General features: G+C 61.2%; 26 protein-coding genes. 13 read left to right on the forward strand and 13 right to left on the reverse strand.

The window, feature by feature from the left end:
- Positions 1–17 precede the first annotated feature (17 nt).
- From BKA04_RS06895 to BKA04_RS06905, 3 genes are read left to right on the forward strand one after another with little or no spacing between them, the layout of a single operon-like run.
- Entirely contained in the window at positions 18–1,037 is a 1,020-nt protein-coding gene (locus tag BKA04_RS06895) for a peptidoglycan-binding domain-containing protein (protein WP_134542253.1), read from the forward strand.
- Positions 1,034–1,684, forward strand: coding sequence for an ABC transporter ATP-binding protein (locus tag BKA04_RS06900; protein WP_232841989.1), 651 nt, complete (start codon positions 1,034–1,036; stop codon positions 1,682–1,684). The genes BKA04_RS06895 and BKA04_RS06900 overlap by 4 nt, the downstream gene beginning before the upstream one ends.
- Entirely contained in the window at positions 1,620–2,771 is a 1,152-nt protein-coding gene (locus BKA04_RS06905) for an FtsX-like permease family protein (protein ID WP_104095755.1), read from the forward strand. Before BKA04_RS06900 ends, BKA04_RS06905 begins: the two co-directional genes overlap by 65 nt.
- A gap of 244 nt (positions 2,772–3,015) precedes the next feature.
- Here BKA04_RS06905 and BKA04_RS06910 read toward each other — a convergent pair whose 3' ends face one another.
- From BKA04_RS06910 to BKA04_RS06925, 4 genes are all read right to left on the reverse strand, one after another.
- A complete protein-coding gene (locus tag BKA04_RS06910) occupies positions 3,016–3,243 on the reverse strand; it encodes a hypothetical protein (protein ID WP_104095756.1) in 228 nt (75 codons plus the stop codon).
- A gap of 296 nt (positions 3,244–3,539) precedes the next feature.
- Positions 3,540–4,004, reverse strand: coding sequence for a hypothetical protein (locus BKA04_RS06915; protein WP_134542254.1), 465 nt, complete (start codon positions 4,002–4,004; stop codon positions 3,540–3,542).
- A gap of 445 nt (positions 4,005–4,449) precedes the next feature.
- Positions 4,450–5,580: an ImmA/IrrE family metallo-endopeptidase gene (locus BKA04_RS12255; RefSeq protein ID WP_104095758.1), complete on the reverse strand. Its 1,131-nt coding sequence runs from the start codon at positions 5,578–5,580 to the stop codon at positions 4,450–4,452.
- On the reverse strand, positions 5,577–5,954 hold the full coding sequence (locus tag BKA04_RS06925; RefSeq protein WP_104095759.1) for a hypothetical protein: 378 nt from the start codon (positions 5,952–5,954) through the stop codon (positions 5,577–5,579). Before BKA04_RS06925 ends, BKA04_RS12255 begins: the two co-directional genes overlap by 4 nt.
- A gap of 111 nt (positions 5,955–6,065) precedes the next feature.
- Between BKA04_RS06925 and BKA04_RS06930 the strand changes: the two genes are divergently transcribed.
- Together BKA04_RS06930 and BKA04_RS06935 are read left to right on the forward strand one after the other, a co-directional pair.
- Positions 6,066–6,329, forward strand: a complete 264-nt coding sequence (locus BKA04_RS06930) for a hypothetical protein (protein WP_104095760.1) — start codon at positions 6,066–6,068, stop codon at positions 6,327–6,329.
- A gap of 391 nt (positions 6,330–6,720) precedes the next feature.
- A complete protein-coding gene (locus BKA04_RS06935) occupies positions 6,721–8,178 on the forward strand; it encodes a ThiF family adenylyltransferase (protein WP_167309691.1) in 1,458 nt (485 codons plus the stop codon).
- Positions 8,179–8,853: 675 nt separating this feature from the next.
- On the opposite strand, the gene BKA04_RS06940 is transcribed toward BKA04_RS06935, so the two are convergent.
- From BKA04_RS06940 to BKA04_RS12345, 5 genes are all read right to left on the reverse strand, one after another.
- Positions 8,854–9,342, reverse strand: a complete 489-nt coding sequence (locus BKA04_RS06940) for a helix-turn-helix domain-containing protein (protein WP_104095762.1) — start codon at positions 9,340–9,342, stop codon at positions 8,854–8,856.
- A 178-nt stretch (positions 9,343–9,520) separates the two neighbouring features.
- The gene (locus BKA04_RS06945; RefSeq protein WP_104095763.1) at positions 9,521–11,449 is read right to left on the reverse strand and encodes an ABC transporter ATP-binding protein/permease; all 1,929 of its coding nucleotides are present in this window, start codon (positions 11,447–11,449) and stop codon (positions 9,521–9,523) included.
- Positions 11,446–12,486 carry an efflux RND transporter periplasmic adaptor subunit gene (locus BKA04_RS06950; protein ID WP_134542256.1) on the reverse strand — a complete coding sequence of 347 codons (1,041 nt, stop codon included), beginning with the start codon at positions 12,484–12,486 and terminating at the stop codon, positions 11,446–11,448. The genes BKA04_RS06945 and BKA04_RS06950 overlap by 4 nt, the downstream gene beginning before the upstream one ends.
- A 61-nt stretch (positions 12,487–12,547) precedes the next feature.
- On the reverse strand, positions 12,548–13,357 hold the full coding sequence (locus BKA04_RS06955; RefSeq protein ID WP_167309692.1) for a hypothetical protein: 810 nt from the start codon (positions 13,355–13,357) through the stop codon (positions 12,548–12,550).
- 23 nt (positions 13,358–13,380) lie between these two features.
- Positions 13,381–13,731, reverse strand: coding sequence for a peptidase inhibitor family I36 protein (locus tag BKA04_RS12345; protein ID WP_104095765.1), 351 nt, complete (start codon positions 13,729–13,731; stop codon positions 13,381–13,383).
- A 386-nt stretch (positions 13,732–14,117) separates the two neighbouring features.
- On the opposite strand from BKA04_RS12345, the gene BKA04_RS06965 reads away from it, so the two are divergent.
- Positions 14,118–14,723 carry a TetR/AcrR family transcriptional regulator gene (locus BKA04_RS06965; RefSeq protein ID WP_104095766.1) on the forward strand — a complete coding sequence of 202 codons (606 nt, stop codon included), beginning with the start codon at positions 14,118–14,120 and terminating at the stop codon, positions 14,721–14,723.
- The gene (locus BKA04_RS06970) at positions 14,720–15,817 is read left to right on the forward strand and encodes a glycosyltransferase (protein ID WP_104095767.1); all 1,098 of its coding nucleotides are present in this window, start codon (positions 14,720–14,722) and stop codon (positions 15,815–15,817) included. The genes BKA04_RS06965 and BKA04_RS06970 overlap by 4 nt, the downstream gene beginning before the upstream one ends.
- A 33-nt stretch (positions 15,818–15,850) precedes the next feature.
- On the opposite strand, the gene BKA04_RS06975 is transcribed toward BKA04_RS06970, so the two are convergent.
- A complete protein-coding gene (locus tag BKA04_RS06975; protein ID WP_104095768.1) occupies positions 15,851–16,147 on the reverse strand; it encodes a hypothetical protein in 297 nt (98 codons plus the stop codon).
- 73 nt (positions 16,148–16,220) lie between these two features.
- On the opposite strand from BKA04_RS06975, the gene BKA04_RS06980 reads away from it, so the two are divergent.
- Positions 16,221–16,682: a hypothetical protein gene (locus BKA04_RS06980; protein WP_104095769.1), complete on the forward strand. Its 462-nt coding sequence runs from the start codon at positions 16,221–16,223 to the stop codon at positions 16,680–16,682.
- Positions 16,683–16,692: 10 nt separating this feature from the next.
- On the opposite strand, the gene BKA04_RS06985 is transcribed toward BKA04_RS06980, so the two are convergent.
- Positions 16,693–17,229, reverse strand: a complete 537-nt coding sequence (locus BKA04_RS06985) for a hypothetical protein (RefSeq protein WP_104095770.1) — start codon at positions 17,227–17,229, stop codon at positions 16,693–16,695.
- A 123-nt stretch (positions 17,230–17,352) separates the two neighbouring features.
- On the opposite strand from BKA04_RS06985, the gene BKA04_RS06990 reads away from it, so the two are divergent.
- Positions 17,353–17,892 carry a peptidylprolyl isomerase gene (locus BKA04_RS06990; protein WP_104095771.1) on the forward strand — a complete coding sequence of 180 codons (540 nt, stop codon included), beginning with the start codon at positions 17,353–17,355 and terminating at the stop codon, positions 17,890–17,892.
- Positions 17,893–17,894: 2 nt separating this feature from the next.
- Complete coding sequence (locus BKA04_RS06995) at positions 17,895–18,740, forward strand: rhomboid family intramembrane serine protease (RefSeq protein WP_104095772.1); 846 nt, start codon at positions 17,895–17,897, stop codon at positions 18,738–18,740.
- A gap of 113 nt (positions 18,741–18,853) precedes the next feature.
- On the opposite strand, the gene BKA04_RS07000 is transcribed toward BKA04_RS06995, so the two are convergent.
- A complete protein-coding gene (locus BKA04_RS07000; RefSeq protein WP_104095773.1) occupies positions 18,854–19,096 on the reverse strand; it encodes a cell division protein CrgA in 243 nt (80 codons plus the stop codon).
- 81 nt (positions 19,097–19,177) lie between these two features.
- Here BKA04_RS07000 and BKA04_RS07005 point away from each other — a divergent pair, with 81 nt between their 5' ends.
- The 3 genes from BKA04_RS07005 to BKA04_RS07015 are packed head-to-tail and all read left to right on the forward strand — an operon-like array spanning position 19,178 to position 20,757.
- The gene (locus BKA04_RS07005) at positions 19,178–19,960 is read left to right on the forward strand and encodes a class E sortase (protein WP_104095774.1); all 783 of its coding nucleotides are present in this window, start codon (positions 19,178–19,180) and stop codon (positions 19,958–19,960) included.
- Positions 19,961–19,963: 3 nt separating this feature from the next.
- On the forward strand, positions 19,964–20,122 hold the full coding sequence (locus BKA04_RS07010; protein WP_167309693.1) for a hypothetical protein: 159 nt from the start codon (positions 19,964–19,966) through the stop codon (positions 20,120–20,122).
- Positions 20,119–20,757 (forward strand): anthranilate synthase component II, encoded by a 639-nt coding sequence (locus BKA04_RS07015; protein WP_104095775.1) that lies wholly within the window; start codon positions 20,119–20,121, stop codon positions 20,755–20,757. The genes BKA04_RS07010 and BKA04_RS07015 overlap by 4 nt, the downstream gene beginning before the upstream one ends.
- On the opposite strand, the gene pknB is transcribed toward BKA04_RS07015, so the two are convergent.
- Positions 20,744–22,450 carry a Stk1 family PASTA domain-containing Ser/Thr kinase gene (gene pknB / locus BKA04_RS07020; protein WP_104095776.1) on the reverse strand — a complete coding sequence of 569 codons (1,707 nt, stop codon included), beginning with the start codon at positions 22,448–22,450 and terminating at the stop codon, positions 20,744–20,746. The two genes, BKA04_RS07015 and pknB, sit on opposite strands and share 14 nt — an antisense overlap.
- Positions 22,451–22,491: the final 41 nt, after the last annotated feature.

The raw sequence follows: 22,491 nt of genomic DNA on the forward strand, positions 1-22,491 counted from the left end.
ACCACAATCGGTGGCGGGTGCACGCGGCATGGGCACTCGCACTGTTGCTTGCAGTTGGAGCGGCGTCGTGGGCGACATCAGTCCTGGTGAACCCGAGTGGAGACCAGACCAAGCCAGAGGCGGCAGCTCCCAAGTACACTGCCGAAGTTGGGGAGATCGGAGTAACAACTTCCGTTCAGGCGAACGTTGTGTTTCAGGCAGGGCCTTCCGGCACTGCGGGGTTGTCGGGAACGATCACGTCGATCAACATCGAACCAGCTAAGCCGATCAATGCCGGTGATGTTCTCTTCACGATTGACCTGCGGCCGGTAGTGGTTGCGAAGGGCGCAACCCCCGCATTCCGAGACCTCTCCTATGGAGTTAGAGGCCCCGACGTACGTCAACTGCGTCAGTTTCTCGGTCTCACGGATGCGGATGTCTTCGACGGAGCCACGTGGCGCGCCGTGGCAGCGTGGCAGAAGAAGCTCGGGGTCACTGCAGATGGCATCGTGCATCGCGGCGACATCCTCTTCCTCAGGTCGCTACCTACCCGTGGCTACCCTTTGGAGGGAATCGAGGTCGGGTCGCCCATCATGGCGGGACAGGCAGCGGTGGCGACTGTGCTTGAACGCCCCCTCGTAACGGTTGCCGCGGATGGGACAGGTGCGAAGTTGGCGGCCGGGATGGCGGCCAGCATGACCGTCGACGGTGTGGAGTACAAGGGCGTCCTGTCGGGGCCATCGCGCGGAACGGACGGGCTTCTCAGCTACAGCCTCACGGGTGAGGATGGATTGTCGGTCTGCACGGCGGAATGCGCCATCGGCTTCCCCGTTACGGGAGGACAGATCTCAGTCGAGGTTGATCTCGTCCCCCGTGTGAGCGGAGTCGTGATACCTGATTCGGCGATCGCAATATTGCCGGATTCATCTACGTCCGTACGAGTGGTGGGCGGGAAGCTCATCGCCGTGAAGGTTGTCGCGAGTGGTCAGGGCCTATCGGTAGTGGAGGGACTGGAGGCAGGTACCGTCATCGAATTGTTCGCGGACGACAAGTCGTGATCGAACTCACCGACCTCACCTTCGCATACTCGGTGGCGGACCCTATCTTCGCCGGCCTCGACCATCGGTTTGAGCCGGGTACTTCTACTGCCTTGGTAGGTCGGTCGGGATCGGGTAAGTCGACTCTTCTCTATCTCATCGGACTCATGCTCAGCCCGACCTCGGGCAACATCGCCATCGACGGCATCGCCGCAGACGCTCTCGCCGACTGGCAACGTGCGGAGATGCGGGCGCGACTCATGGGGTTCGTATTCCAAGATGCGCTGCTCGACCCCGCTCGAAGCATCATCGACAATGTCCTTGAGGGCGCCCTCTATAACGATGTCGCAGGCGGAGACACCCGCGAAGAGGCCTTGGCATTGCTGTCCCGATTCGGCGTCACAGTCGACTCTGAGCGGAGACCGGGCCAACTCTCCGGAGGACAAGCGCAACGCGTAGCCCTCTGCCGGGCACTACTTGGCGAGCCGGCAATCGTGCTGGCTGATGAGCCGACGGGCAATCTCGATGACATGAGCGCCGACATCGTATGGGATGCCCTTCTCGGCTATGCGGCAGCCGGTGCGACCGTTGTGATTGCCACCCATGATCGACAGCGAGCTGCACTGTGCACAAGCATCGTGGAAGTGGGCCATGCCGATCCGGCCTGAGCGTGCCATACGTGAGGCGGCCCGCAACGCCACGGCTCACCGCGCGACCACGATCATGCTCATCCTGGTGACGATGGCCATGACCACGGCAACGTTCATTACGGCTGGACGCGCAGCCGCAGCCGAGGAGGCAGTGCTTCACAGCGTCGACAATGCCGGGCCACGCCTCATCGAGGTCACTATCGCCGAGCCCTCTCCAGGTGTCGATGTCAGCACCCTGGACCGGTTCAAGCACATCGACGGTGTCGAGTGGGTGCTGGGTCTTGGCCCTGCTCGCGACGTACGCTCAAGTGTCACCGGTGCCCGCGTCAACGTCGCGGCACGGGATCTCCTCAGTCCACTACCACCCGAGGTCACAATCGATCCCGGCCGTTCGCCCCGCCCCGGCGAGGCAATCATCGGCGCCGACACTCAGCAGCGGCTCCAGCTCATCTACCCTTCCGGGGCCTTGTTGGATTCGGGTACGTCGCGTGCTGTCGTCGGAGCGTTCAGTGCATCCGGTGCGATTACGGACCTGGATCGGCTGGTTCTCATTCAACCGGGAGCAACTTCTGCACCCAGCCAGGCAACGCTGGTCTATTTACTCGCCGATCAGGCTGAGAATGTCGCTGGGATTGTCCGCGAAGTCCGCGCGCTGGCCGCAGTCAGCCCCGTCGACTCCCTCGTGGTTCGTACGGCACCAGAACTTGTGGAACTTGCGGCGGTTCTCTCCGGTGAGATCGGAGGACTCAGCCGGCAGCTCGCCCTCGGTGCGATTCTGGTCGGTGTCGTTCTTGTCGCCCTCACCATGACCCTTGCACTCAGCAGTCGTCGTAGGGACTTCGGTCGTCGTCGAGCCCTCGGCGCATCTCGAAGTGCGCTCATCGCTCTCACACTTTTGGAAGCGGCTTTCCCGGTTGCCATCGGCGTGATCGTCGGCACTATCGGTGGGCTTACCGCCGTCGTGCTCTGGATGGGCACGGCGCCCCCGATCGGCTTTATTGTCGCGGCGGATCTACTCATCGCGCTAACCGGCACCGCCGCCGCAATACCACCGGCAGCTCTCGCGGCAGCGCAGGATCCGGTCCGCATTCTGCGTGTGCCATGATTTCGATATGTCTGAGACTGAAGAGTTGGCGCCCAACCCACCATGCACTTGCAGCCACCGCGAGTCTATGCATACCGAACACGGCTGCACTGATTGGCCTGAATCTCATCTGCCCGGGACGATGTGCAAGTGCACGCATCGCGGCGACGGGACTGCGTAGGATCGCCTGGTTTCGTGTGTCCTAATGGGCGCGAGTAGATGATGTGAAGATTATCTCGGCGAATGAATTGTGAAGATCCTCTTGCTAGATGGGCTCAAGCATGATCTCGTCGAGGACGGCGTCGGAGGCATCGTTGAGCATCTCGATACCGCGTGCGTCCAGTTCTCCAGCCACTCGCTCAAGCCACTTCAGCCGGCGGGGCGATAGATCGGGCATGTCCTCAGCCAGCTTGCGCAAACCCTGCGGACTGTAATTCCCGAACTTGATGCGACAGAGTTCTCGATCTTCCGCACTCACAATGGCTGGACTCATGTCTATTCTCCGATTCGTCTTGTATAGAACGGCTAGTCAGACGTTCATTCCTTCTATGCGCGGCAACTTTGAATGAGTGACGACCAATAGCGACGAGGCCGACCGAGATCAGCTGAGCAACGAAAGAGATCCAGCAGCAGGACAGTGTCTGGGCTCGAGGGGCACCTGCGCTTTTGAATTCCGCACCGTAGGTAAATAGCTGGTTAGACCGCTCCTGACTTTGACCAGCATCCAAGCGCTGGAGGTAAGGCAATGCGGATCGCTCAGGCAGAGCCGACAAGCCGGATCACAATGTCTTAGTTCTTCTGTCGGAGCTGGTCCTTGATGGCGGCGGTGGAGTCCGCGATCCTCTTCAGGTGGCCTTTCACGCTGTCGCTATAACCTGGCGTTGGCAGCGCTTCATGCCAGAGTTCCGTTGATAGCGTGAAGTTCTCTTGAAACCGCTTCTGCCCGATGCCATACCAAGGCCGAAGGTCACTCTTGTAGGAGATCCGACCCGTGAATCGGATCGGAATCTTATCGAAGTCCTCTTCCGGGGGCGTTCCGGCGGACCAGCTGTAGATTGTTTCCGCTCTCTGGGTGGGTGCCCAGGTGGGGATGGGGTTCGGGAACATTTTGATCAGGTCTTGGAGGGATTTCGGCATGTCCGGTGACTGCCATTTGTCGGCGTCATCGAACACGAGCTCAACATCGAAGGCGGTGCTTGGTCCGTAGTTCTGGACGCAGAAGTTCAATCTCGTCGGCTCGAGGCGTAGTTCCACGGTGGGGACCAGGACTGGGCGTGCCTGTTTGTGGCTGAGGCTCTCCTGGCGAAGCAGGGCCCACACGGCAACGACGGCGGTGACATCGCGGCCAGTGCCGAGAGGGACGCCCAGTATTCAGAAGACGGGTTCATGATGCCGAGGCTATCGAATCGGAAAGGTGCTAAATCCAGTGGTGTTCAAGAGGCGTGTATTCATCGTGTAGCCGCGACCTGTTTGGCAACACCGGTTGAGCTGTATCGGTACCGGGCCATTTCCACGGTGGCCTTGCGCTGCTAGGCGATCTCGTCCAGGCCCGAGCGGCGACGTGCGGTTTGCAGGTGGGTCGAGACAGCATGAGAGTTCCACGATAGGTGGTGGCTTCATCTTCGACGACGCATCGCTCACCACTGTGTAGTCGTTCGCCTTGACCGCTCACCGGCTGATTTGAGACCCAAGTGCAGCCTCATTCAGCGAGGTCGACCGAGATCTCGCCGGAGACTCGCAACTTGCCAAATTTCTTCCAATCATTGGTGAGATGCGCATACTGACCCGCGACGACGCCGGTCGCAAGGCCCACGCGTTCAGCGAACGCAGTTAGATCCTCGGCCGTGTCGATCTCCGCTAGTTCGCGGCGATCACGCTCAGTCAGGAGAAGGCTTTCCGCGAACTGGTCAGCGGCGGTCTCCAAAGAGTCTTCGTCATCGTGCACTCCGCGTTTCTTCTCGACGTTGATGTAAGTCGCCCGCTTGGGGTGCAGGAGGATATGACCAGTTTCATGGAGAAGGGTGAACCAGAAGATGTCGTGAAACTTGTGTCTCCCCGATAGCGCGATAATCGGATGTCCTGTTCCCAGCCACCGTGATGCCCCGCATATGCGCGTTCCTTCGACTTCAGGGATGAAAACGAGCAGGACCCCAGCTTTCCGCAGTTCGTTCTGTGCGTGACGAAATCCTTTCTTCAAGGACTCGCGGGTGAGCATCGGAAGTGTCGGCGCTACGTCTCGCAGTTTGCCGACATTGAAGGTGGGGGTATCTCCAAGTGAGTGTTCCGCCTCCACCTCGGCAAGGCGAAGCCAGAGCGCGGTGGCGTACGGATTAATCTCGAATTTCTGACTTCGCTTGTAGCTAGCTTGTGGTTCGAGCCATACGCGATCGAAGGCTTCGGTGTCGGCAACTTGGAAGAAGCGCAGCAACTTCTCGACCTGAGTGCTCGCGGAAGTAGAAGAGTCGATGATTCCCCTTGAGCGGAGGACGGTTGATGGGAACTTGTGGACCCAACTGCCGATGGCGGCAAAGGATTTCTGTGCGGTCTCCCGCGCCTTGTGAGCCTGCCAGGACACGTCCATTCGTAGCCAGAGCTCAGCGGGCACGCCAAGCACTCTCTCAAGAGCTAGGCCGACCTCCGGAGACAGGGGAACATGCCCTTTGAGCACTTGGTTGAGGTGCTTCGTGCTCAGATTGGTCCTGGAGGCTACATCCGTTTGCGAGAATCCACCAGCGTCCAATTCTCGTTGAATTAGGCGGCCAGGAGATACGGCCCAGTCCGGTGTGAACTCTTGCAGCTGGTATCCAGTTGTGCCACTTGAGCCGGTCACGAGGCCACCGCGGGCGATAGCTCTTTGCCATGCGCAGCGAGCTTTTCGACCAGAAGGGCTGGCTGATGGCCAGCACTCTTCCAGAATTGGTCGGGGGACGCGAGCTTGACTTGCTCGCCTCTTTCGTTAAGCACTAATGCAGACATTTCGACCTCCTCGAGTTGAATGGATAGTTCAGCGAAGCGGGTGCCGCGCTCCTTCACTGGGCGAAGACGAAGGCTTCGCAGGTGGCGCAAGGTGCGCAGGTCGGGTGCCCCGGCAATGGTGAAGAGCAGGTCCTTCGCCGCAGCAGCGCTTTGCGGCCAGTGTCTCTCTAGACCGTCCGCAGCGGCGCACAGGTTATGCACGTCTGCAGAACGCCACGCTAGGAGCACCTTTACCTCCTAGGTAAAGATAATTAATGCTAAGCTGCTATTACCGATTAGGTAAATCCTAGCAGGTGCGAACTATTTGCCCTGTATCGACAACGAGAAAGTTGGACTGAGATGACGCATCAGGATCTCGCCGAGGCGAGCAAGAAGAAGTACCCGAAGATCAACATCACGATCGATTCGAAGACCTACACGGTTCGAGACGATGACTGGGAAGCGGGCGCGCTTCTCCGCCTTGCAGGTTTAGATCCGGTCGAGTACGACCTGGCCCAGATCAAGAAGAATGGCCAGCTTAAGCGTTTCAAGGACGGCCACGTCGTGAAGGTAGAGGACGGCGATGAGTTCGAGTCGGTCAAGCAGGATGGTCCGGTGGCCTAATGGCGGAGGGAGCGCGAGATGGAGTCGAGGGCTTCGTTGCAGATCTTGCCGACTGGGGTGTCTCGGCACAGGTTCACGATATCGCCGTGGTCTTTGACGTACGTGCAGTAGGCGGTGCCTTGGAGGGTCAGCTAGTCCAGAGTGGTGTGTCGATCAATGAGCTCGGATCGTGGCCGGCCATCCCACCACATTGGGTACATTTCCCAACCAGTGTCAGCCTGCCCCAGGTCCACCCCGATCAGAAAGACACGCTGCCAGGGTGGACTCGTCATTCGCGACAGATTGAGCGATGGGACCAGGTCACCGAGCCCGGTCGAGCCTGGCTTGGACACGTCCGCGCCGTCCTTGCGGGAGCAACCTGACCATGCCGACTCCGGAGTATTCCGTCGCTATGCCTTCAGACATTGACCGGGAGCTGAAGCAGCACCTGGTTCGCAAAGATGGTCAAGAGGATGTGTGCCTGGCGACCTACGCAATCTCCCGCGGACGGGATCGGACGACAGCACTTATCCGTCGAATCTTCCGGCCGGCACGAGGTGAGAGGCACGTGCATGGCAATGCAGCGTTTACGGGGGACTATGTCATCCGAGTCGCCCAGGAGGCCGCATCGCGCGGTGAAGGTCTGATCCTCCTGCACAGCCACCCTGGTGGTCGAACTTGGCAGGGCCTGAGTTCGACTGACCGAGAAACCGAATCCGGCTATTCGGGCGTCGCAGGCGCCGTCACGAAACTGCCGGTAGTAGGCATGACCCTCGCGGGCGAGAGTGGTGCATGGTCGGCTAGGTTCTGGATCTCCCGTTCCGAGAGTCTTGAAGCGGAAGCGGTCCGGGTCGTCGGTGACCAGTTTATGCAGTCCTTCAATCCGCGTCGCCGCGCCGCACCCCTTGCCACCGAGTCGCAACGACGGACAGTAAGCGCCTGGGGGGAGCTGGTCCAAGCTGACTTCGCCCGCACGCGGGTGCTTGTCGTGGGACTGGGAAGCGTAGGGCTCGACGTGGCCCAAAGGCTCGCAGCCTCCGGCGTCCAGTCGATTGGGCTTATGGATTTCGATGCGGTCGAAGTCCACAATCTCGACAGGATGATCGGGGCGACTCGCACCGACGCAAGAATCGGCCGCACAAAGGTGGAGGTTGCCCGACGTCTGTTGCTCGCGCAAGCCACGGCGAGTTCGCCGGACATCCGCAGTCACGAAACCTCAATCTGTGACCCCGATGGGCTGGCCGTAGCGCTTGACTATGACGTTGTGTTCTCCTGCGTCGACCGACCATGGGCGCGCGCGGTGCTAAACCAGATCGCCTACTCAGACCTGATTCCCGTCATCGATGGGGGAATCAATATCGAGGCCACCGAAGACGGCCGTATGCGCAGTGCAACAGCGCGTGCGCACACGCTCGTACCAGGCCAACCATGCATGGTTTGTACCCAGCAACTCAATCCGGCTCGCGTTGCACTTGACAGAGAAGGGCTGCTTGACGACGAGGAATACATTCGGGCGTCGGGGATTGACGCTGAGCGCGTCGGGCAGAATGTTGCCACTATGTCGGCGACGGCCAGCTCGATGCTTCTCGCGCAGTTCGTGAGTCTAATCGCGGCACCCGGGGGAAGAGGGATCCCAGGTCCGCTTTGCTTCCACTTCCGTCATCACATCCTCGAGCACATAGAAACGACGCAGAACCCGGTATGCCGCTGGGAGGCCGATCCCGGTGAAGGTGATCTGCGCCTTCCGGTCGCCACTGGCCATGCGCACGCTCAAGAGATATTGAGACAACGACAGCTCAACAGACGCGGCCTCGCGCCATGGTTTGCGAAGTTTCGGGAAGCGCTAGGCCGGCTCCTGTTGCCGGATTGAAATCCGCACATGTTTTCAACACCAATCGAATTATTCGTCCATGGAGAGGAGGTGAATCATGGGTAAGTCATCAAAGCCCTCGAAGTCCCAGTTGAGCAAAGCTGGATCGACGCTCGCCTCAAACTCGTCGTCGAAGGCGTCGAAGTCCCAGGCAGCATCAACACTCGGCAAAGGCTGAAAGCTGTTGTCCAAATGCCGGCCCGCGCGATTGGCCGGGCCGGCACTTGGCGTCTCTGACGAGCATCTGCATTACTCCGATACTTCAGGCTGGCCCTACATTGCCGCGACGGCGTAACGCTCGAACGTTCAGCGGCCTCACGATTTCAGTGAGATAGGCGACCAATCCGATCATGGTCTTTGAGGCCGATTTGGGGTTGCGGGACCGTACGCGGCCTAGGGAAGATGTGACAGTACGGGCGTTGACAAGTCGCGTGTTAGCGGTCGGATTGGGGCGCCACAGTGACGACCTTGCGTGCGCAGCCCGAGCCCATTCCCCAGATCAAGAGAACGCGCCGACCGCCCAAGACAAGGTAAGGAGACACGCCCTAGCTGGCCAAGGCGGTCGCGGTTGACGAGGTCAAATGGCAGAAGCCGCCGCATCCGCTCAGGGATCCCAGGCTAGAACGGATAGCGGGCAGTGGGCGGCTTCGTCCGACTATCGAGTGGGAACCCAGGCTACCCTCGCTTCTGCGCGCGCAATTGAGCCTTGCTGCGTGAGAGCGGGAGCATCTCGTCCAGGCGCGGATCCAGATAGAGCCTTCGGAGCGCCATGAAGATGAGCGATCCACCTCCCCAATAGCCGAGGAAGAGTACCCAACCGAACTGTCCTCTGGCAGCGAAGCTGATCAGGCTTACGGACACACCGATGCCGATGAAGAGCCACAGCCACGCGGTGGTGATTCTCCCTCGCCGTGCCTGCTGGTCCTTTACCCTGCTTTCAAGTGAGTCAACGCGGCCACTTAGTTCATCGCTCTCAATTGCCGTAAAGAGTTCACGAACAGTGACGTGCAAAGCTTCAGCCACGAGGGAGAGCGTCTCCAGGCTTGCGTCGTTGCCAGCTTCAAGCCGCTGGATAGTCCTGATCCCGACCCCGCTCTTGGTGGCGAGTTTATCCTGCGTCCAGCCTCGTTCCTGACGGAGTTCGACGATGCGTGATTCATTCATGACTTCAGGTTTGCACAAAGTGCGCCGCCCCCGCACCGTCAACGGCCCGCCAACCACTCGCCACTGGGTCGCCAATCTCCCGTCACGAATCTATGTTCGCTAGGGTCTGGGTCGCGGTCTGAGTGAGCAAGGAAGTGGGCTCCAAGTGCTGCGTTAGTGGTAACCAGTGCCGCTCGTCCTAGCGGATCGCTTCGGATGGATCGATTTTGGCGGCTCGCATAGCGGGTAGGAACGCTGCAACCGCCCCACATATTGCCCCTGCTAAGGGTGACAGTGCGATCGTCGCCCAGGGCGCCAAGGCAGTCCAACCGTGGGCGGCGGCGACACTGACCGAGATGGCCAGGCCTCCAGAGATCCCAGCTAAGGCACCTGCTAGTCCGATGACGACACCTTCCCAAAGAAACACCGCCGCGACACCGGCTTGTCCGAGGCCAAGCGCGCGACTCAGAGCTAGTTCTTGTGTTCGAGATTGGACTGAAAGGTACATAGCCGATGCTCCGCTGAGAACGGCTAGGGCAAGGAGCGCAGCTGCCAACGAACCGAGCAGGCCGTTGAGGTCAGTTTGGACGCCGATTCGCAGGTTGTGCAGTTCACTGGCGGTCTCCACCGAGATGCTTCCGGGTGCCGTGGGCGATAGCGCGAGGGGAATTGCTTTGGCGAGCGGGCCTGAATAACCTGCGGATGTTCGAACAACCAATTGCGACGACGTTGAACTGAATAGGTGCATCGGGACCACGACGCTTGTGAGGAGGTTCGGCTGGCGCGGTGATGCGGTAATCGTTCCCACTATCGAATACGGTTCGCCATTTACCCAAACCTCGGCGCCCAACCCATCTTGGGCAAGCCCGAGGCTTTCTACTACTGAGTGGCCGACCACTGCGACTCGCTGACCCCCACTGGCAGCGAACAAGCGGGCAGCATCACTCGGAGTTGTTTGCACTCGAAGGACGTTGAAGAGGTCAGGGTCTGCAGCCAGAGTACTTCCAGGAAATGGCGAATCGTTCAGACTCGGGAGGAGTGCGAAGCGGGCCGTCCTTGCCGTCCCGGCATCGAGTGTCGCGATTTCTCCCACACTCTCGACATGGTCCAGAGCTCGGATTCGAGTCATCCAGGCGATTCGCTGGTCCGTAGTTGTGCCCGAAGGCACATTGACTCGCACCTCATCGCGTGCCGCCGCCGTGAGGCGATCTGCGATTTGTTGAGATGCTGTCGATCCGATGCCAGCAGCACCAACGAGACCGGCAAAGGCGAGGGCAAACGCGGCGATTAACGCCACCGAGCGCAGCGGGCGGGAAGTGACGTTGTTGATTGCGCGAAAGACTCGCTCGACTGCGCGACGCAAACGCGCTGACCGCCCAGCTTGCGCGTTGACCGATGTGACCGACCTGAGAGTCGTCGAGTCACGGGTTTTGCGCCTGGGCGAGGTCCGGGTTTCAGAGAGGACGCCATCGTTCATTCTCATGACCCGATCCGCATACTTAGCGATCTCTGGGTCGTGGGTTACTACAACTAAGGAAGTGCCCGACCTATTCAGTTCAGAAAGTACCTCCATCACTTGATTTCCGGTCTCGCTGTCGAGATTACCGGTCGGTTCGTCCGCGACGATGACGGAAGGGTTCGTCGCGATGGCGCGAGCAATCGCAAGACGCTGTCGTTCGCCACCCGAGAGGGAGCGTGCAAGACTGCTTGATCTTCCCGTCAGACCGACAAGGTCGAGGGCCCGCGAAACGCTCTCGCCTTGTTCTCGCAGAGGGATACCTTGGATTGCCAGGCCGAGCGCTACATTGCGAGCAGTCGTCTCATATGGGTTCGCATACGACGACTGGAACACAAACCCGAACGTCTTGGCGCGGAGAAAGTCAAGGTCAGGCCCGCTAAGTTGTTTTGCGTTGACCCCGCCAATGTCGTATGTGCCTTCCCAATCCGAATCCAGCAGCGCGATCACGTTGAGTAGGGTTGACTTGCCAGATCCGGAGCGACCGATCACGGCGACGAACTCTCCCGGAGAGATCGTTAGGTTGACGTCACGAACCGCAGCCCATTGATGATGATCTCCATATCGGCGGCTGACCCCATGCAATGAGAGAAGTGGCGGTCCCGGATTCATTCGGATACCAAAACCTCATCGCCTGGCTTTAATTCCTCGGATCGGATTGCGCTCCATCCGTCGGCGTTTCGAATGACGGTCACCCCCACACGCATCGTGGGTCCTGCTCCCGCACGCTTCATGACGAAGTCACCGCTGGCGTCCGAGCGGATAGCGAGGGTCGGCACCGCCGTATCGGGCATCGCCTTGGTTCCAAACAACACGGAAACGCTTTCGCCGATCGAAAGGTCACTGCCCGCATCGAGGGTAATGCGGATGTCACGCCCCGGGGGCCGACCCGCATTGGTTGAGCTCTGCTGGAAACTGCCGACCTCAGTCACCACGCCGGTAGCGCTCTTGCCTCCGACACCGTCAATCGTCACCCGCTCTTTTGGCGTGATTTGCAGAGCCTCACCGACGCTTGCACGCACGGTCACATAAGGGGTACCAAACCCGAGTACTGCGAACGGGTGACTCTCACCTAGCTGCGAGCCTAACGGTGCGATTGACACGAGCGAGACATCACCGAGACCTTTGGGGAAAGTGTAAAACTCGTCAGTGCTGACATAAGTGCCAGAAAACCGCCCGCCCGGTGGGTCGGTTTTTGTAGCGGCATACACAGCGCGCACGGCAGCCAGCGTCGAACGATCCAAAGTTCCACTTAGCTCGACACCTAGTGCTTTCTGAAGACTTGATACGTCTGGGCCATTGTCGCCGTATGCCAAGTCGCGGAATAGAGGGATTTCAACGGAGAAAACGAAGATCGGCCTATCTGATACCTTTCCCAGCCACGCTCCATTACTCAACGGGCCTTCGTGCGCGGCAACCTCCGAGACGATTGACCGCTGGGCACCGGTAGGTGGCACCACATACACCGGTTCCTGCTGGGCACCGGCAACCTCGCCCTGAATCCGAATATCAGATGATACAGAACGGGACTCTACTGATGCGAACACAACTACGGTTTGGTCTCTAGCGTCAAGCACCACAGCATCTGGTGAACGGACCCACGTACCGAGCACGAAAGCGACTGCCGCGATAACCAACACGACGGTCACGAAAACCAGCGCACGCAATGGGTGGGCTAGGTGTGGTACACGCCCCTGGCTTGCCCGATCGCTACCCGGCAACGGTAGTGATCACTTTCTTCGCTTCTGCTAACACTTTGTCCACTGAGTCTCGGTAAGCCTTGAGTTCAGCCTCATGAGCATCAATGTAGTCGAGTTGGTTTCGGGTCTCCCAGTCCGCGAGGATTTGAACGGTGTTCAGCTTCTCCTTGCAAGCCACGTCCAGTGCTGCGACCTTGAGCTGCTCTTCTCCAGCAGGAGGAAACTGCGGGACCAGAACTCTGGCATCAGGGTTGAGCGCTAACCCGTCGGACTCGATACATGATGACCATTTCCCACGCTCAGCTTTGAACTCTGGACTGGCAAGAAGGGCTTCAAACGACTCATTGATTCCTCGATCCACGACCGTTTGGTTCGGCGAACTATTTACAGCCATCAAGGGAAGCTGGCGTTCGGTATTGAAGCACGAATGGAATGCTTGCCACCAGTCGTCGCCAAACGAGTTCTCTTGAGACTCAATCAACTTGGATTCTGCGGACTGCGGAAGTTCATAACCATTATTCTCAGCATCCATGCGAGACCACAGGCCATAGCGCCGCTCCGGGATCGGGGGGACCGAGGCCCAGTCCTGTCCTGCACGCGGGAAACTCAAACCCTTCTTTCCCATGCACTGTGAAGTGAGTGTGGCGTTCGCTTGATTTATTGTCTGGGCCTCCGACCAATTCATCGCAAACGCCTCAAGCGGCAATACGATTTGGCTCAACTGTGGGTTCAACTCCGCACGCGCGCCACTGTGGTCGTGCGAAACACCGTTGGCGCAGCTAGTCAGCCCAAGAACACTGACAAGAACCAACGTCGCCAAACTGGTCGCCCGAGTCCTCATCGTCAATAGAAATATAGCGAATCAAACGAGTTGTTGCGCGGATCTAGCCAATTGAAGTAGCCACCGCCCCCAGGCGGAACCTGAAAGACACTACCGCCATATCCCGGGTCGCTGAAAAAGCCAATGTAGGCTGTTCGGTTGTTACCCGTGGACGAGATGTTGTCGTGGAATCCTGGCAACGACGATTGATTACTTGTCCACGACCCGAAAGCACCAGAAAAATTAGCATCGATCCAAGCGCACGCTCGATTGCTCGTACACTGAGAAAAGGATGCTTGGGCCGGCACCCCAATCGCAAGCACTGACACAGTGGCCAAAGCGGCGGCGGCGATCACGCCCGCAATTGCCTTCATTTCTGTTCCTCCTCCAAAGGTCGAAGAATCATCTACATATGATTTGTTGAAGTATAGAACGCTCGGTCTACGAGCGATAGCCCCCAACTTGACACATCAAAAGCCCGGGAACGCGTGCGCGTGATTCCAGATAAGTGACCTGTTCTGACTTTCCCGCCCCGCAGGTCTCGCCGACTCGTGAGCCCATTTAGTTGCGGGGCAACGACGGCAAAAAGAGGATAATCGCGGAACCCGCAGAGGATAGTTGGAGGGAGGCCCGAAAAGTGCCCATACGCTGCCTGCTCAGATCCGAGTGAGAACAACCCACTTCACACAATTCGGGGTGGCGATCGCGTTTTGTGTCACAGGGGATTGACACGAATCACCTACCAGTTTATTGTCACTTCATGGTGACACGAAACTATACGATGCGTGCTCGTGCAGACGATGTATCGACGCGGCGCTCGGCGATCGTCCAGGCCCTGATCGACCTGGCGATGGTGAAGCTCACGATCGACATCACCCTCGATGATGTAGCGGAGCAGGCCGGGGTCAGTACTAGAACGATCTTGCGCCATTTCGGCGACCGGGAGGGTCTTCTGGATGCGGCAATCGGGGCTGGAATCGCACTCATCCAGGCCGAACGGGAGCCGGCAGTGGACGACCCGCGCGAATCGGTCCGGAAGCTCATCGATCACTACGAACTTCGCGGCGACTTTGTCCTCCGAATGCTCGCCCAGGAGGACGACCCTCGGATCCGCGCGCTCACGGCGAACGGGCGACTCCTCCACCGAGAATGGGTGACGACCGCATTCGGTCTCTGGCTACCGAACGGTCACGCTGAAGATGTGCGACTCACCGATCTGCTCGTCGTTGCGACCGACGTGTACACCTGGAAACTGCTGCGCCGTGACCGGGGCCTGGCCCGAGCGGATGCTGAGTCACGCATCCGCGATCTCGTCACCGCCGTGCTCGGCGCCGATCCATTCCTCCCAGACGGGCTACGGCGATGACCGACGCGCTCTTCGTCACCGTCGACGGCGGCGGGAACCTGCCGCCTGCTCTCGCGCTCGCCTACCGTATCGTCGAGCGTGGCGGTACCGCCCGATTCATCGGGAATGAGATCCAGCGTGCGCGGATCGAGACGGCAGGCTTTACCTTCCAACCCATCGACGGATGGTTCGGCTACGACGCCTCGGCCAGGCGCAGTACGTGGCAAGGCGTCACCACACAGGCGAAGTTGTTCGCCGACCGGATCTTTGCGCGCACTGCCATCGAATCGGCGGCGGCTCAGCCAACCGATGTGGTTGTCATCGACACACTGCTCTATGGCGCACTCGAGGGGGCCGTCAAAGCAGGGCTGCCAGTGGTGCAACTCGTCCACATGTTCTCCGGATTCGCACTGAGAAACGCGAAAGGCTCTTTTGGTCTGTTCGTCAGAATGAACGGGGTGGACCCGGTCCGCGCCCTCACCGCACCGAAGCTCACTCTCGTCGCCACCCGACCGGAGTTCGACCGCACCGCGATGCCTCACGCGCGGCACACCGGATTCTTCTGGCAGGGCAGTCCGGTCGAGGCGAAGCCACGCGAGACCCCGCGAATCCTCGTCTCCTACTCGACCACCGCATTCCCGGGTCAGCCCGAGGTGCTGCAGCGCACCGTCGACGGCCTCGGTTCGCTCGATGCCGAGGTCATCGTGACGACTGGCCCGTCCATCGACCCCGACTCAATCCGACCCGCCGCGAACACGACGATCCACAGCTTCCTCGACCATGGCAAACTCCTGCCGGAGACTTCGCTCGTCATCGGTCACGGCGGTCATTCAACCGCGTCACGAGCCCTCGCCTATGGCGTTCCCATGCTGGTCTTGCCGATGCATCCGCTCATGGATCAGCCACTCGTCGGGAAGGCAATCGCTGAGCAAGGTGTCGGGCTGACAATCCCCAAGCGGTCTACCGCGACAGCCATCCGCGAGGCCACAGTCAGGTTGCTGGGCGACGAGAGGATTCGTGCGACGGCCGGAGAGCTCGGTGCCTCGATCCGAGAACGTGATGGTGCGGCTGTCGCCGTTGATGCGCTGGAGACCTTCGTTGGCGCCCCGGGGTAGTGCCCATAGAGTTCACTCAGGTCCGCTCCCAACTCACACCGATGCCAGGAGCCGATCCAGAGGCCGCGGGGCGCGGTTCGGCCCGAGCGCGTCGACGAGTGCGCTCGCGTAACGTGCCTTCCTCTCGCCGATCGTCCCCATGAAGCGATGAAGCTGAAGCTCGACCGCCCTCGACCGCTGCGCGGGCTGGTTCTGGAAGATGCGGAATGACGCAGGCGCCCTCTGCTGCGAGGTCGCGATCGCGACGCCGGTGCGCTGCGAACCGGCCTGAGGATTGCTCTTGCGCACGAACCGGTGAGGAGTAATGTTCTGGTTGGCCCGCCGGGACATCCGACGAACCCGTGATGAAATCTTCGGGCCGGCCCCGTCACTGTCGACGAGCCGGCGCAAGGGAAGGAACACTGTGAGTTCTGCAACAACACCCTCCACAACCGCCAAACCCGTCGCCGGCTGGCGCGTCGTCTGCGACACCATCTTCAAGTGGGTCGCCCTGCTCGGCCTCCTGCTCAGCCTGCTTCAGGTGACGCTCGCCGCACTCGGCTTCTGGGGTGCAGAGGAGAAGCCGGGCGACCAGGCCTGGGGCATGGCCGCGTTCGAACCGCACGCCATCAACGGCATGATCCTCTACACAGTCGCCGCAGTTCTGTTCATCCTCGGCCTGCTGGCGATGTCCGGATGGAAGGGCTGGCTCATCCCGCTCATCCTGTTCGCTCTCCTGTTCTTCGTCCAGGGACTTCTGGTCGGCCTCGGCTTCGGGGTGAGCAAGTGGTTCGGCTTCCTGCATGCCCTCGACGGAGTGCTGATCATCGCCGGGTTCGCCTGGCTCTACTTCGACCGGATGCGGCATCCGCTCAAGAAGGGATGATTTCTGAGGGTCAGTCGGACGTGGGGGGCTCAGGCTCGTCACTGACCCACAGTTCGTCATCCGCACGCAGCGTCTGCCATGCGGCGTAGGCGACGCCGGCAGCGGCCACGAGTCCGACTCCGATGAGGATGTAGCGACCGGGGCCGCTGCTCGGCTTCGCCGGAGCGACGGTCTTCGACGTCGAGCGAGCGACACGGCTGAGCGCCTGCCGCACTTGCGGACTGCGCGCGACCTCCAGGGCGGCGAGTGCCGTTCCCAGCGCCGAGGAGACGGCGGGGAGCACATCGCGGGAGACCTTGTCGCGCGCTGCTCCTGCGACGTTGCGACCGACCTCCAGTCCCGTCTCCACCCCCGGGCGCACGCGAGACTCGTACAGGTCGCGCACGCGCGGGACGAACTCCTCCCGACTGACGTTCGAGAGTTGTCTGCGGGCTTCCTTCACGACCTTCGTCGCGTGGTCGAGAACATCCCTCTGGTCGTCCCACAGCTCCGACGCACCGCGCTTCAGTCGGTTCAGTTCGCGCTGGCGTTTACGTGACAGCCCCATGAATAACCTCCGTCGTGTGGTGGTCGGATATGGTTCCTATCCTCCCACGAGCCCAACTGGCAGCAAACACGGTCTCGCTGGGCGAACGCTGACACCGCCGCGACACTGTGAAAGAATTGTCCAATGCCTGCACACACTCACGTCGCCACCATCCACACCAACCTCGGTGACATCACCGTCAACCTCCTCGCCAACCATGCGCCAAAGACGGTCGCCAACTTCGTCGGCCTCGCCACGGGGCAGATCGAGTGGACGGATCCGAGCACGCAGGAGAAGACGAACCGTCCCCTCTACGACGGTGTGGTCTTCCACCGCATCATCGACGACTTCATGATCCAGGGAGGCGACCCGCTCGGACAGGGCATCGGCGGCCCCGGCTACCAGTTCGACGACGAGATCCACCCGGAGCTCAACTTCAACGAGCCCTACGTCCTCGCGATGGCGAATGCCGGCATCCAGATGGGCCGCGGAACGAACGGCTCGCAGTTCTTCATCACGACGGTGCCGACCCCGTGGCTGCAGGGCAAGCACACCATCTTCGGCATCGTCGATGGCGAGGACTCGAAGGACACGGTCAAGAAGATCGAGTCGGTCAAGAAGGACGGTCGCGACCGTCCGATCGAGCCCGTGGTGATCGAGAGCATCACGATCGACGAGCTCTGAGGGTGACGGACTCCTCCACCACCGCGTCGGATGTCTGCTATCGCCATCCGAATCGGCAGAGCTTCGTGCTCTGCCAGCGCTGTGGCCGCACGATCTGCGCGGACTGCCAGACGCCGGCCGCCGTGGGATTCCACTGCCCGGAGTGCATGAAGGAGGCCAGGCAGTCCGCGCCCCGGACCAGGCCGGCCGTCGTCACGGCATTCCGTGCGAACAGTTCGACGCCCGTCGTCACGTATTCGATCATCGCTCTCTGCGTCGTGATCTACATCGCGCAACTCCTCAGCAACGGCGCCGTGACCGCCGCGCTCTTCTACCACCCCTTCCTCACCGAGACGCAGCCGTGGCGGATGATCACCTCGCTCTTCCTGCACTCTCCCCAGACCTACCTCCACATCATCTTCAACATGTTCTCGCTCTTCGTGATCGGCCCTCCCCTGGAGCTCGCGCTCGGCCGGTGGCGATATCTCGCGCTCTACCTCCTGAGCGGACTCGGCGGATCCGTTGCGGTGCTGCTCCTGGCTCCGACGACGGGCGTGCTCGGAGCCTCCGGCGCGATCTTCGGCCTGCTCGGTGCGTTCTTCATCATCCAGCGTCGGCTCGGCGGGCGGAACATGCAGATCATCGTCGTGATCGGCATCAACCTGGTGATCGGCTTCGTCATCCCGAACATCGCCTGGCAGGCGCACGTGGGAGGCCTGGTCGTCGGCGGCCTCGTCGCGTTCGTGCTGTTGAGGACGCGTCCGACTCGCAAGCGGAACGAACAGCTGGTCCTGTTGTTCTCGGTGTTCGTCGGGCTCGTGGTCCTGACGGTCATCGGTGTCATGCTCCTGCACAACCGGTTGCTCTGAACCGCCACCGGATGCTGTGAACCGCGAGTGGACGTCCGGCCGGTTTCCACAGCCTTATCCACAGTGGGGATAATTACACGAATGTAATTGTGGGGTTCAGCTCATGGAGTTGGTCAGCTTCGCCAACGAGTCGTCATGAGGAAGCCCACGAAGAGGATTCCGAACCCGACCAGAATGTTCCAGTCCTTGAGCGAGGCGACCGGGAGCGTGCCCTGGCTCACGTAGAAGACGATGATCCAGGCGAGGCCGAGCAGCATGAGCCCGAACATGATGGGTTTGAACCAGACCGCATTGGGGGCGTCGTCTCCGGATCGCGACTCCTGCGGCTGTTCGGACTTCGAGGTGCTTCTTGCCATGCCGGAATTCTATCCTGAAAGCCTGTCGCGGCATCCGCGCTCAATGCGACGGCCATCGGCGGAGAGCCTAGAATCGAACTCATGACCGTTGACCCGCCGGCCACGACTCGCAAGGCCGCGACGAGAACGCGCCGCCGTGCCCGCCGCCGGGTGACGATCGTCGGCGTCTTCGGGGAGCTTCTCATCACCGCTGGAGCGCTGGTGTTCCTGTTCCTGGGTTGGCAGTTGTGGCTGAACGACATCATCGTCGGAAATCAGGACAACCACACGGCGGCGAGCCTCGCCGACTCCTGGGATTCCGGCAACATCTCGCTCAACCATGAGGAGCCGGTCGCCCCCGACTATGGCGACCCGGTGGTGCCGGCGAAGCCGAGCACAGACCAGACCTTCGCCGTCATCTACGTTCCACGATTCGGAAAAGACTGGGTGCGTGAGATCGCGGAGGGCATCGGAGTCGCCGATGTGCTCAACACGGGGCGCATCGGGCATTACCCCACAACGCAGCTTCCCGGCCAGGTCGGCAACTTCGCACTGGCCGCGCACCGACTCACTCACGGGGCACCGTTCCGCGACATCGACCAGCTGCGCATCGGGGACAAGCTGTATGTCAAGACCAAGGACGGATACTTCACCTACATCTTCCGGAATCTCGAATACGTGAGCCCGCAGGGGGTCGGCGTCCTCGACCCTGTGCCGCAGCAGTCTGACGTCGACGGCACCACCCAGGTGCTCACGATCATGAGCTGCAACCCGAAGTGGTCCACCGCGGAGCGGATCATCGCCTACGCCGTATTCGACTCGTGGCAGCCCATCTCCGTGGGGCCGCCAGCGGCCATCGCCTCGCTGGCGAACGCGAAGGGATAGCGCATGTACGGAACCCTGTGGCACATCCTTCCCGGTCCTGCGTGGGTTCGGGTGATCATCCTCCTCGCGCTCCTGGCGCTCGTGCTGTTCTGCCTCGTCGAGTGGGTGTTCCCCTGGGTGAATTCGATCATCCCCACCCAGGAGGTGACGGTCGACGGATGACGAAGGTTCTCGTCGTCGATAATTACGACAGCTTCGTGTACACGCTCAACGGATACCTCCTTCAGTTGGGCGCGACGACGACGGTCGTGCGCAACGATGACTTCGCTGTGGAGGATGCCGCGCGGGAGGCGAGCGCATACGACGCGGTCCTGTTGTCGCCTGGCCCCGGCGTTCCTGCGAACGCGGGAGTGTCCATCCCGCTGGTGAAGGCCGCGCTCGAGTCCGCCATCCCCCTGCTCGGAGTCTGTCTCGGCCACCAGGCGATCGCCGAAGCGCTCGGAGCGACCGTCGCCGTCGCCGAGGAGCTCATGCACGGTAAGACGTCACTCGTCAGTCACGACGGCAGCGAACTCTATGCGGATGTCCCCCAGCCGTTCACGGCCACCCGCTACCACTCCCTCGCGATCGTCAACGACACGGTTCCCGCAGACCTGGTCATCACATCCCGCACCCAGGGAGGAGTGATCATGGGCGTCCAGCATGTCTCGGCACCGATCTACGGCGTGCAGTTCCATCCGGAGTCGGTGCTCACCGAGGGCGGCTACCAGTTGCTCGCGAACTGGCTCACGATCTCCGGACTCGACACCGCGAAGACCGCGGCTGCAGGACTCACGCCCCTCGTCAACCTGAACTAGCGGTTCCGCTGCAGTAATTGAGGGTGATCGGCGACTTCTGAGGGTGTGTCCCCGGCGCCAGCGACTGGCTCGTCACAGTGCCACCCGTGCAGGTGTCATCGGCGACGGGAGTGATGTTCAACCCGAGCGCAGAGAGCTTGCGGTTGGCGTCCGCGATGGCGAGGCCGGTGACCTTCGGGACATCCACGAGGCCATCCGAGACCACGAGGTCGACCGTGGATCCCGTGCGAGCCGAGATGCCGCCGTCGGGACTCGTCCCCATCACGATGCCCTTCGCGATCGACGGTGAATGACTCTTCGTCGTCGTGCCGTAGACGAATCCTGCTTCCGTGAGGGCCTTGATGGCGGCCTTCTCGGTCATGTTCGTGACGAGGGGAATCGCGACGAAACTCAATCCCGTCGACACCCAGACCTTCACCGCGTAGTCCTTCGCCACCCGAGTGCCGGCCGGCGGGTCGATGCGGATGATCGCACCCTCCGGCACGGTCTCGCTCGGTTCGCTGAATCGTGTGGGGACCAGATGCAGATCGGAGAGCTTCTGCGCGCCGGATTCGTAGGTCTGGCCCGTGATGTCGGGGACGGCAACGGCGAGGTCGCCGCCGAACTTCGTCGGGGACAGGGTGAGAACCCAGATCATGACGGCGACGAGGATCACGGCCATGACGGTGACGCCCCCCCAGATCCACGCGACCGGGGGTCGGGACTGGGTGCGCACCACGCGATCGTCCGACGAATTCGCCAGCTGCCGCATCGTCGCATCCGAACCGGCCCTGGCGTTCGGATTGACGCCGAAGAGCGTGGCGTTGAAGTCGTCCTTGACGGCCTTCCGGACGGGCACCTCGCCGGCAGCGCCCGATTCGAGTGCGCTCCGGAACTCCGCGGCGGACTGGTATCGCGTGAACTTGTCCTTCTCGAGCGAGTGCAGCACGACGGCATCCATGGCGGGGGACACCTTCGGGTTGATGGAGCTCGGTCGAACCGGGGCCTCGCTGATGTGCTGGTAGGCAACGGCGACAGGCTGCTTTCCATGGAAGGGTGGCCGCCCGGTGAGCAGTTCGAACAACACGATGCCCGTCGAGTAGAGGTCGGTGCGGGCGTCGACGGTTTCACCGCGGGCCTGTTCCGGCGAGAAGTACTGGGCCGTGCCGAGAAGCGCACTCGTGTCCGCCACGGTGGCGGTGTTGTCGGAGACGGCGCGGGCGATGCCGAAGTCCATGACCTTGACCTGCCCGTTCTGGGTGATCATGATGTTGCCCGGCTTGATGTCGCGGTGCACGAGCAGCGCGCGGTGGCTGTACTCGAGCGCCGTGAGGACCTGGGCGACGATGCGCGCCGCCTCGGACTGCTCGATCGGGCCATCCGCGACGATGTCTTTGAGCAGGCGTCCGTCGACGAACTCCATGACGATGAACGGCAACTGGATCTCGATCCCGCTCGCATCGCGAACGGTCTCCTCACCTGCGTCGAAGACGCGCACAATCGTCGGATGCGCCATCCGCGCCGCCTTCTGCGCCTCTTCGCGGAAGAGCAGCCGGAACTTCGGGTCGTGGGCGAGGGAGGGCTTGAGGAGCTTGATCGCCACCTTGCGTCCGAGCCGCGTGTCGATGCCGGAGTGCACATCCGCCATCCCGCCGCGCCCGAGGAGCGCACCGACCTGGTACCGGCCGGCAAGCAGGCGAGTACCTTCAGTCACGTGTGCTTCTCCGGGGTGCAGGGGCGATTTCTAGCCAGTGT

Origin of the sequence: Terrimesophilobacter mesophilus (genome assembly GCF_014200375.1) — a bacterium.
Classification (GTDB): Bacteria; Actinomycetota; Actinomycetes; order Actinomycetales; family Microbacteriaceae; genus Terrimesophilobacter; species Terrimesophilobacter mesophilus.

Excerpts from the sequence above, each read along its gene's own strand:
- BKA04_RS06965 (WP_104095766.1), top strand. The coding sequence starts at position 14,118 with ATGGTGACACGAAACTATACGATGCGTGCTCGTGCAGACGATGTATCG.
- BKA04_RS06940 (WP_104095762.1), bottom strand. The coding sequence starts at position 9,342 with ATGAATGAATCACGCATCGTCGAACTCCGTCAGGAACGAGGCTGGACG.
- BKA04_RS06930 (WP_104095760.1), top strand. The coding sequence starts at position 6,066 with ATGACGCATCAGGATCTCGCCGAGGCGAGCAAGAAGAAGTACCCGAAG.
- BKA04_RS06905 (WP_104095755.1), top strand. The coding sequence starts at position 1,620 with ATGATCGACAGCGAGCTGCACTGTGCACAAGCATCGTGGAAGTGGGCC.
- BKA04_RS07000 (WP_104095773.1), bottom strand. The coding sequence starts at position 19,096 with ATGGCAAGAAGCACCTCGAAGTCCGAACAGCCGCAGGAGTCGCGATCC.
- BKA04_RS06975 (WP_104095768.1), bottom strand. The coding sequence starts at position 16,147 with ATGTCCCGGCGGGCCAACCAGAACATTACTCCTCACCGGTTCGTGCGC.
- BKA04_RS06970 (WP_104095767.1), top strand. The coding sequence starts at position 14,720 with ATGACCGACGCGCTCTTCGTCACCGTCGACGGCGGCGGGAACCTGCCG.
- BKA04_RS12345 (WP_104095765.1), bottom strand. The coding sequence starts at position 13,731 with ATGAAGGCAATTGCGGGCGTGATCGCCGCCGCCGCTTTGGCCACTGTG.
- BKA04_RS07010 (WP_167309693.1), top strand. The coding sequence starts at position 19,964 with ATGTACGGAACCCTGTGGCACATCCTTCCCGGTCCTGCGTGGGTTCGG.
- BKA04_RS06990 (WP_104095771.1), top strand. The coding sequence starts at position 17,353 with ATGCCTGCACACACTCACGTCGCCACCATCCACACCAACCTCGGTGAC.
- BKA04_RS06935 (WP_167309691.1), top strand. The coding sequence starts at position 6,721 with ATGCCTTCAGACATTGACCGGGAGCTGAAGCAGCACCTGGTTCGCAAA.
- BKA04_RS07015 (WP_104095775.1), top strand. The coding sequence starts at position 20,119 with ATGACGAAGGTTCTCGTCGTCGATAATTACGACAGCTTCGTGTACACG.
- BKA04_RS06910 (WP_104095756.1), bottom strand. The coding sequence starts at position 3,243 with ATGAGTCCAGCCATTGTGAGTGCGGAAGATCGAGAACTCTGTCGCATC.
- BKA04_RS07005 (WP_104095774.1), top strand. The coding sequence starts at position 19,178 with ATGACCGTTGACCCGCCGGCCACGACTCGCAAGGCCGCGACGAGAACG.
- BKA04_RS06985 (WP_104095770.1), bottom strand. The coding sequence starts at position 17,229 with ATGGGGCTGTCACGTAAACGCCAGCGCGAACTGAACCGACTGAAGCGC.
- BKA04_RS06945 (WP_104095763.1), bottom strand. The coding sequence starts at position 11,449 with ATGAATCCGGGACCGCCACTTCTCTCATTGCATGGGGTCAGCCGCCGA.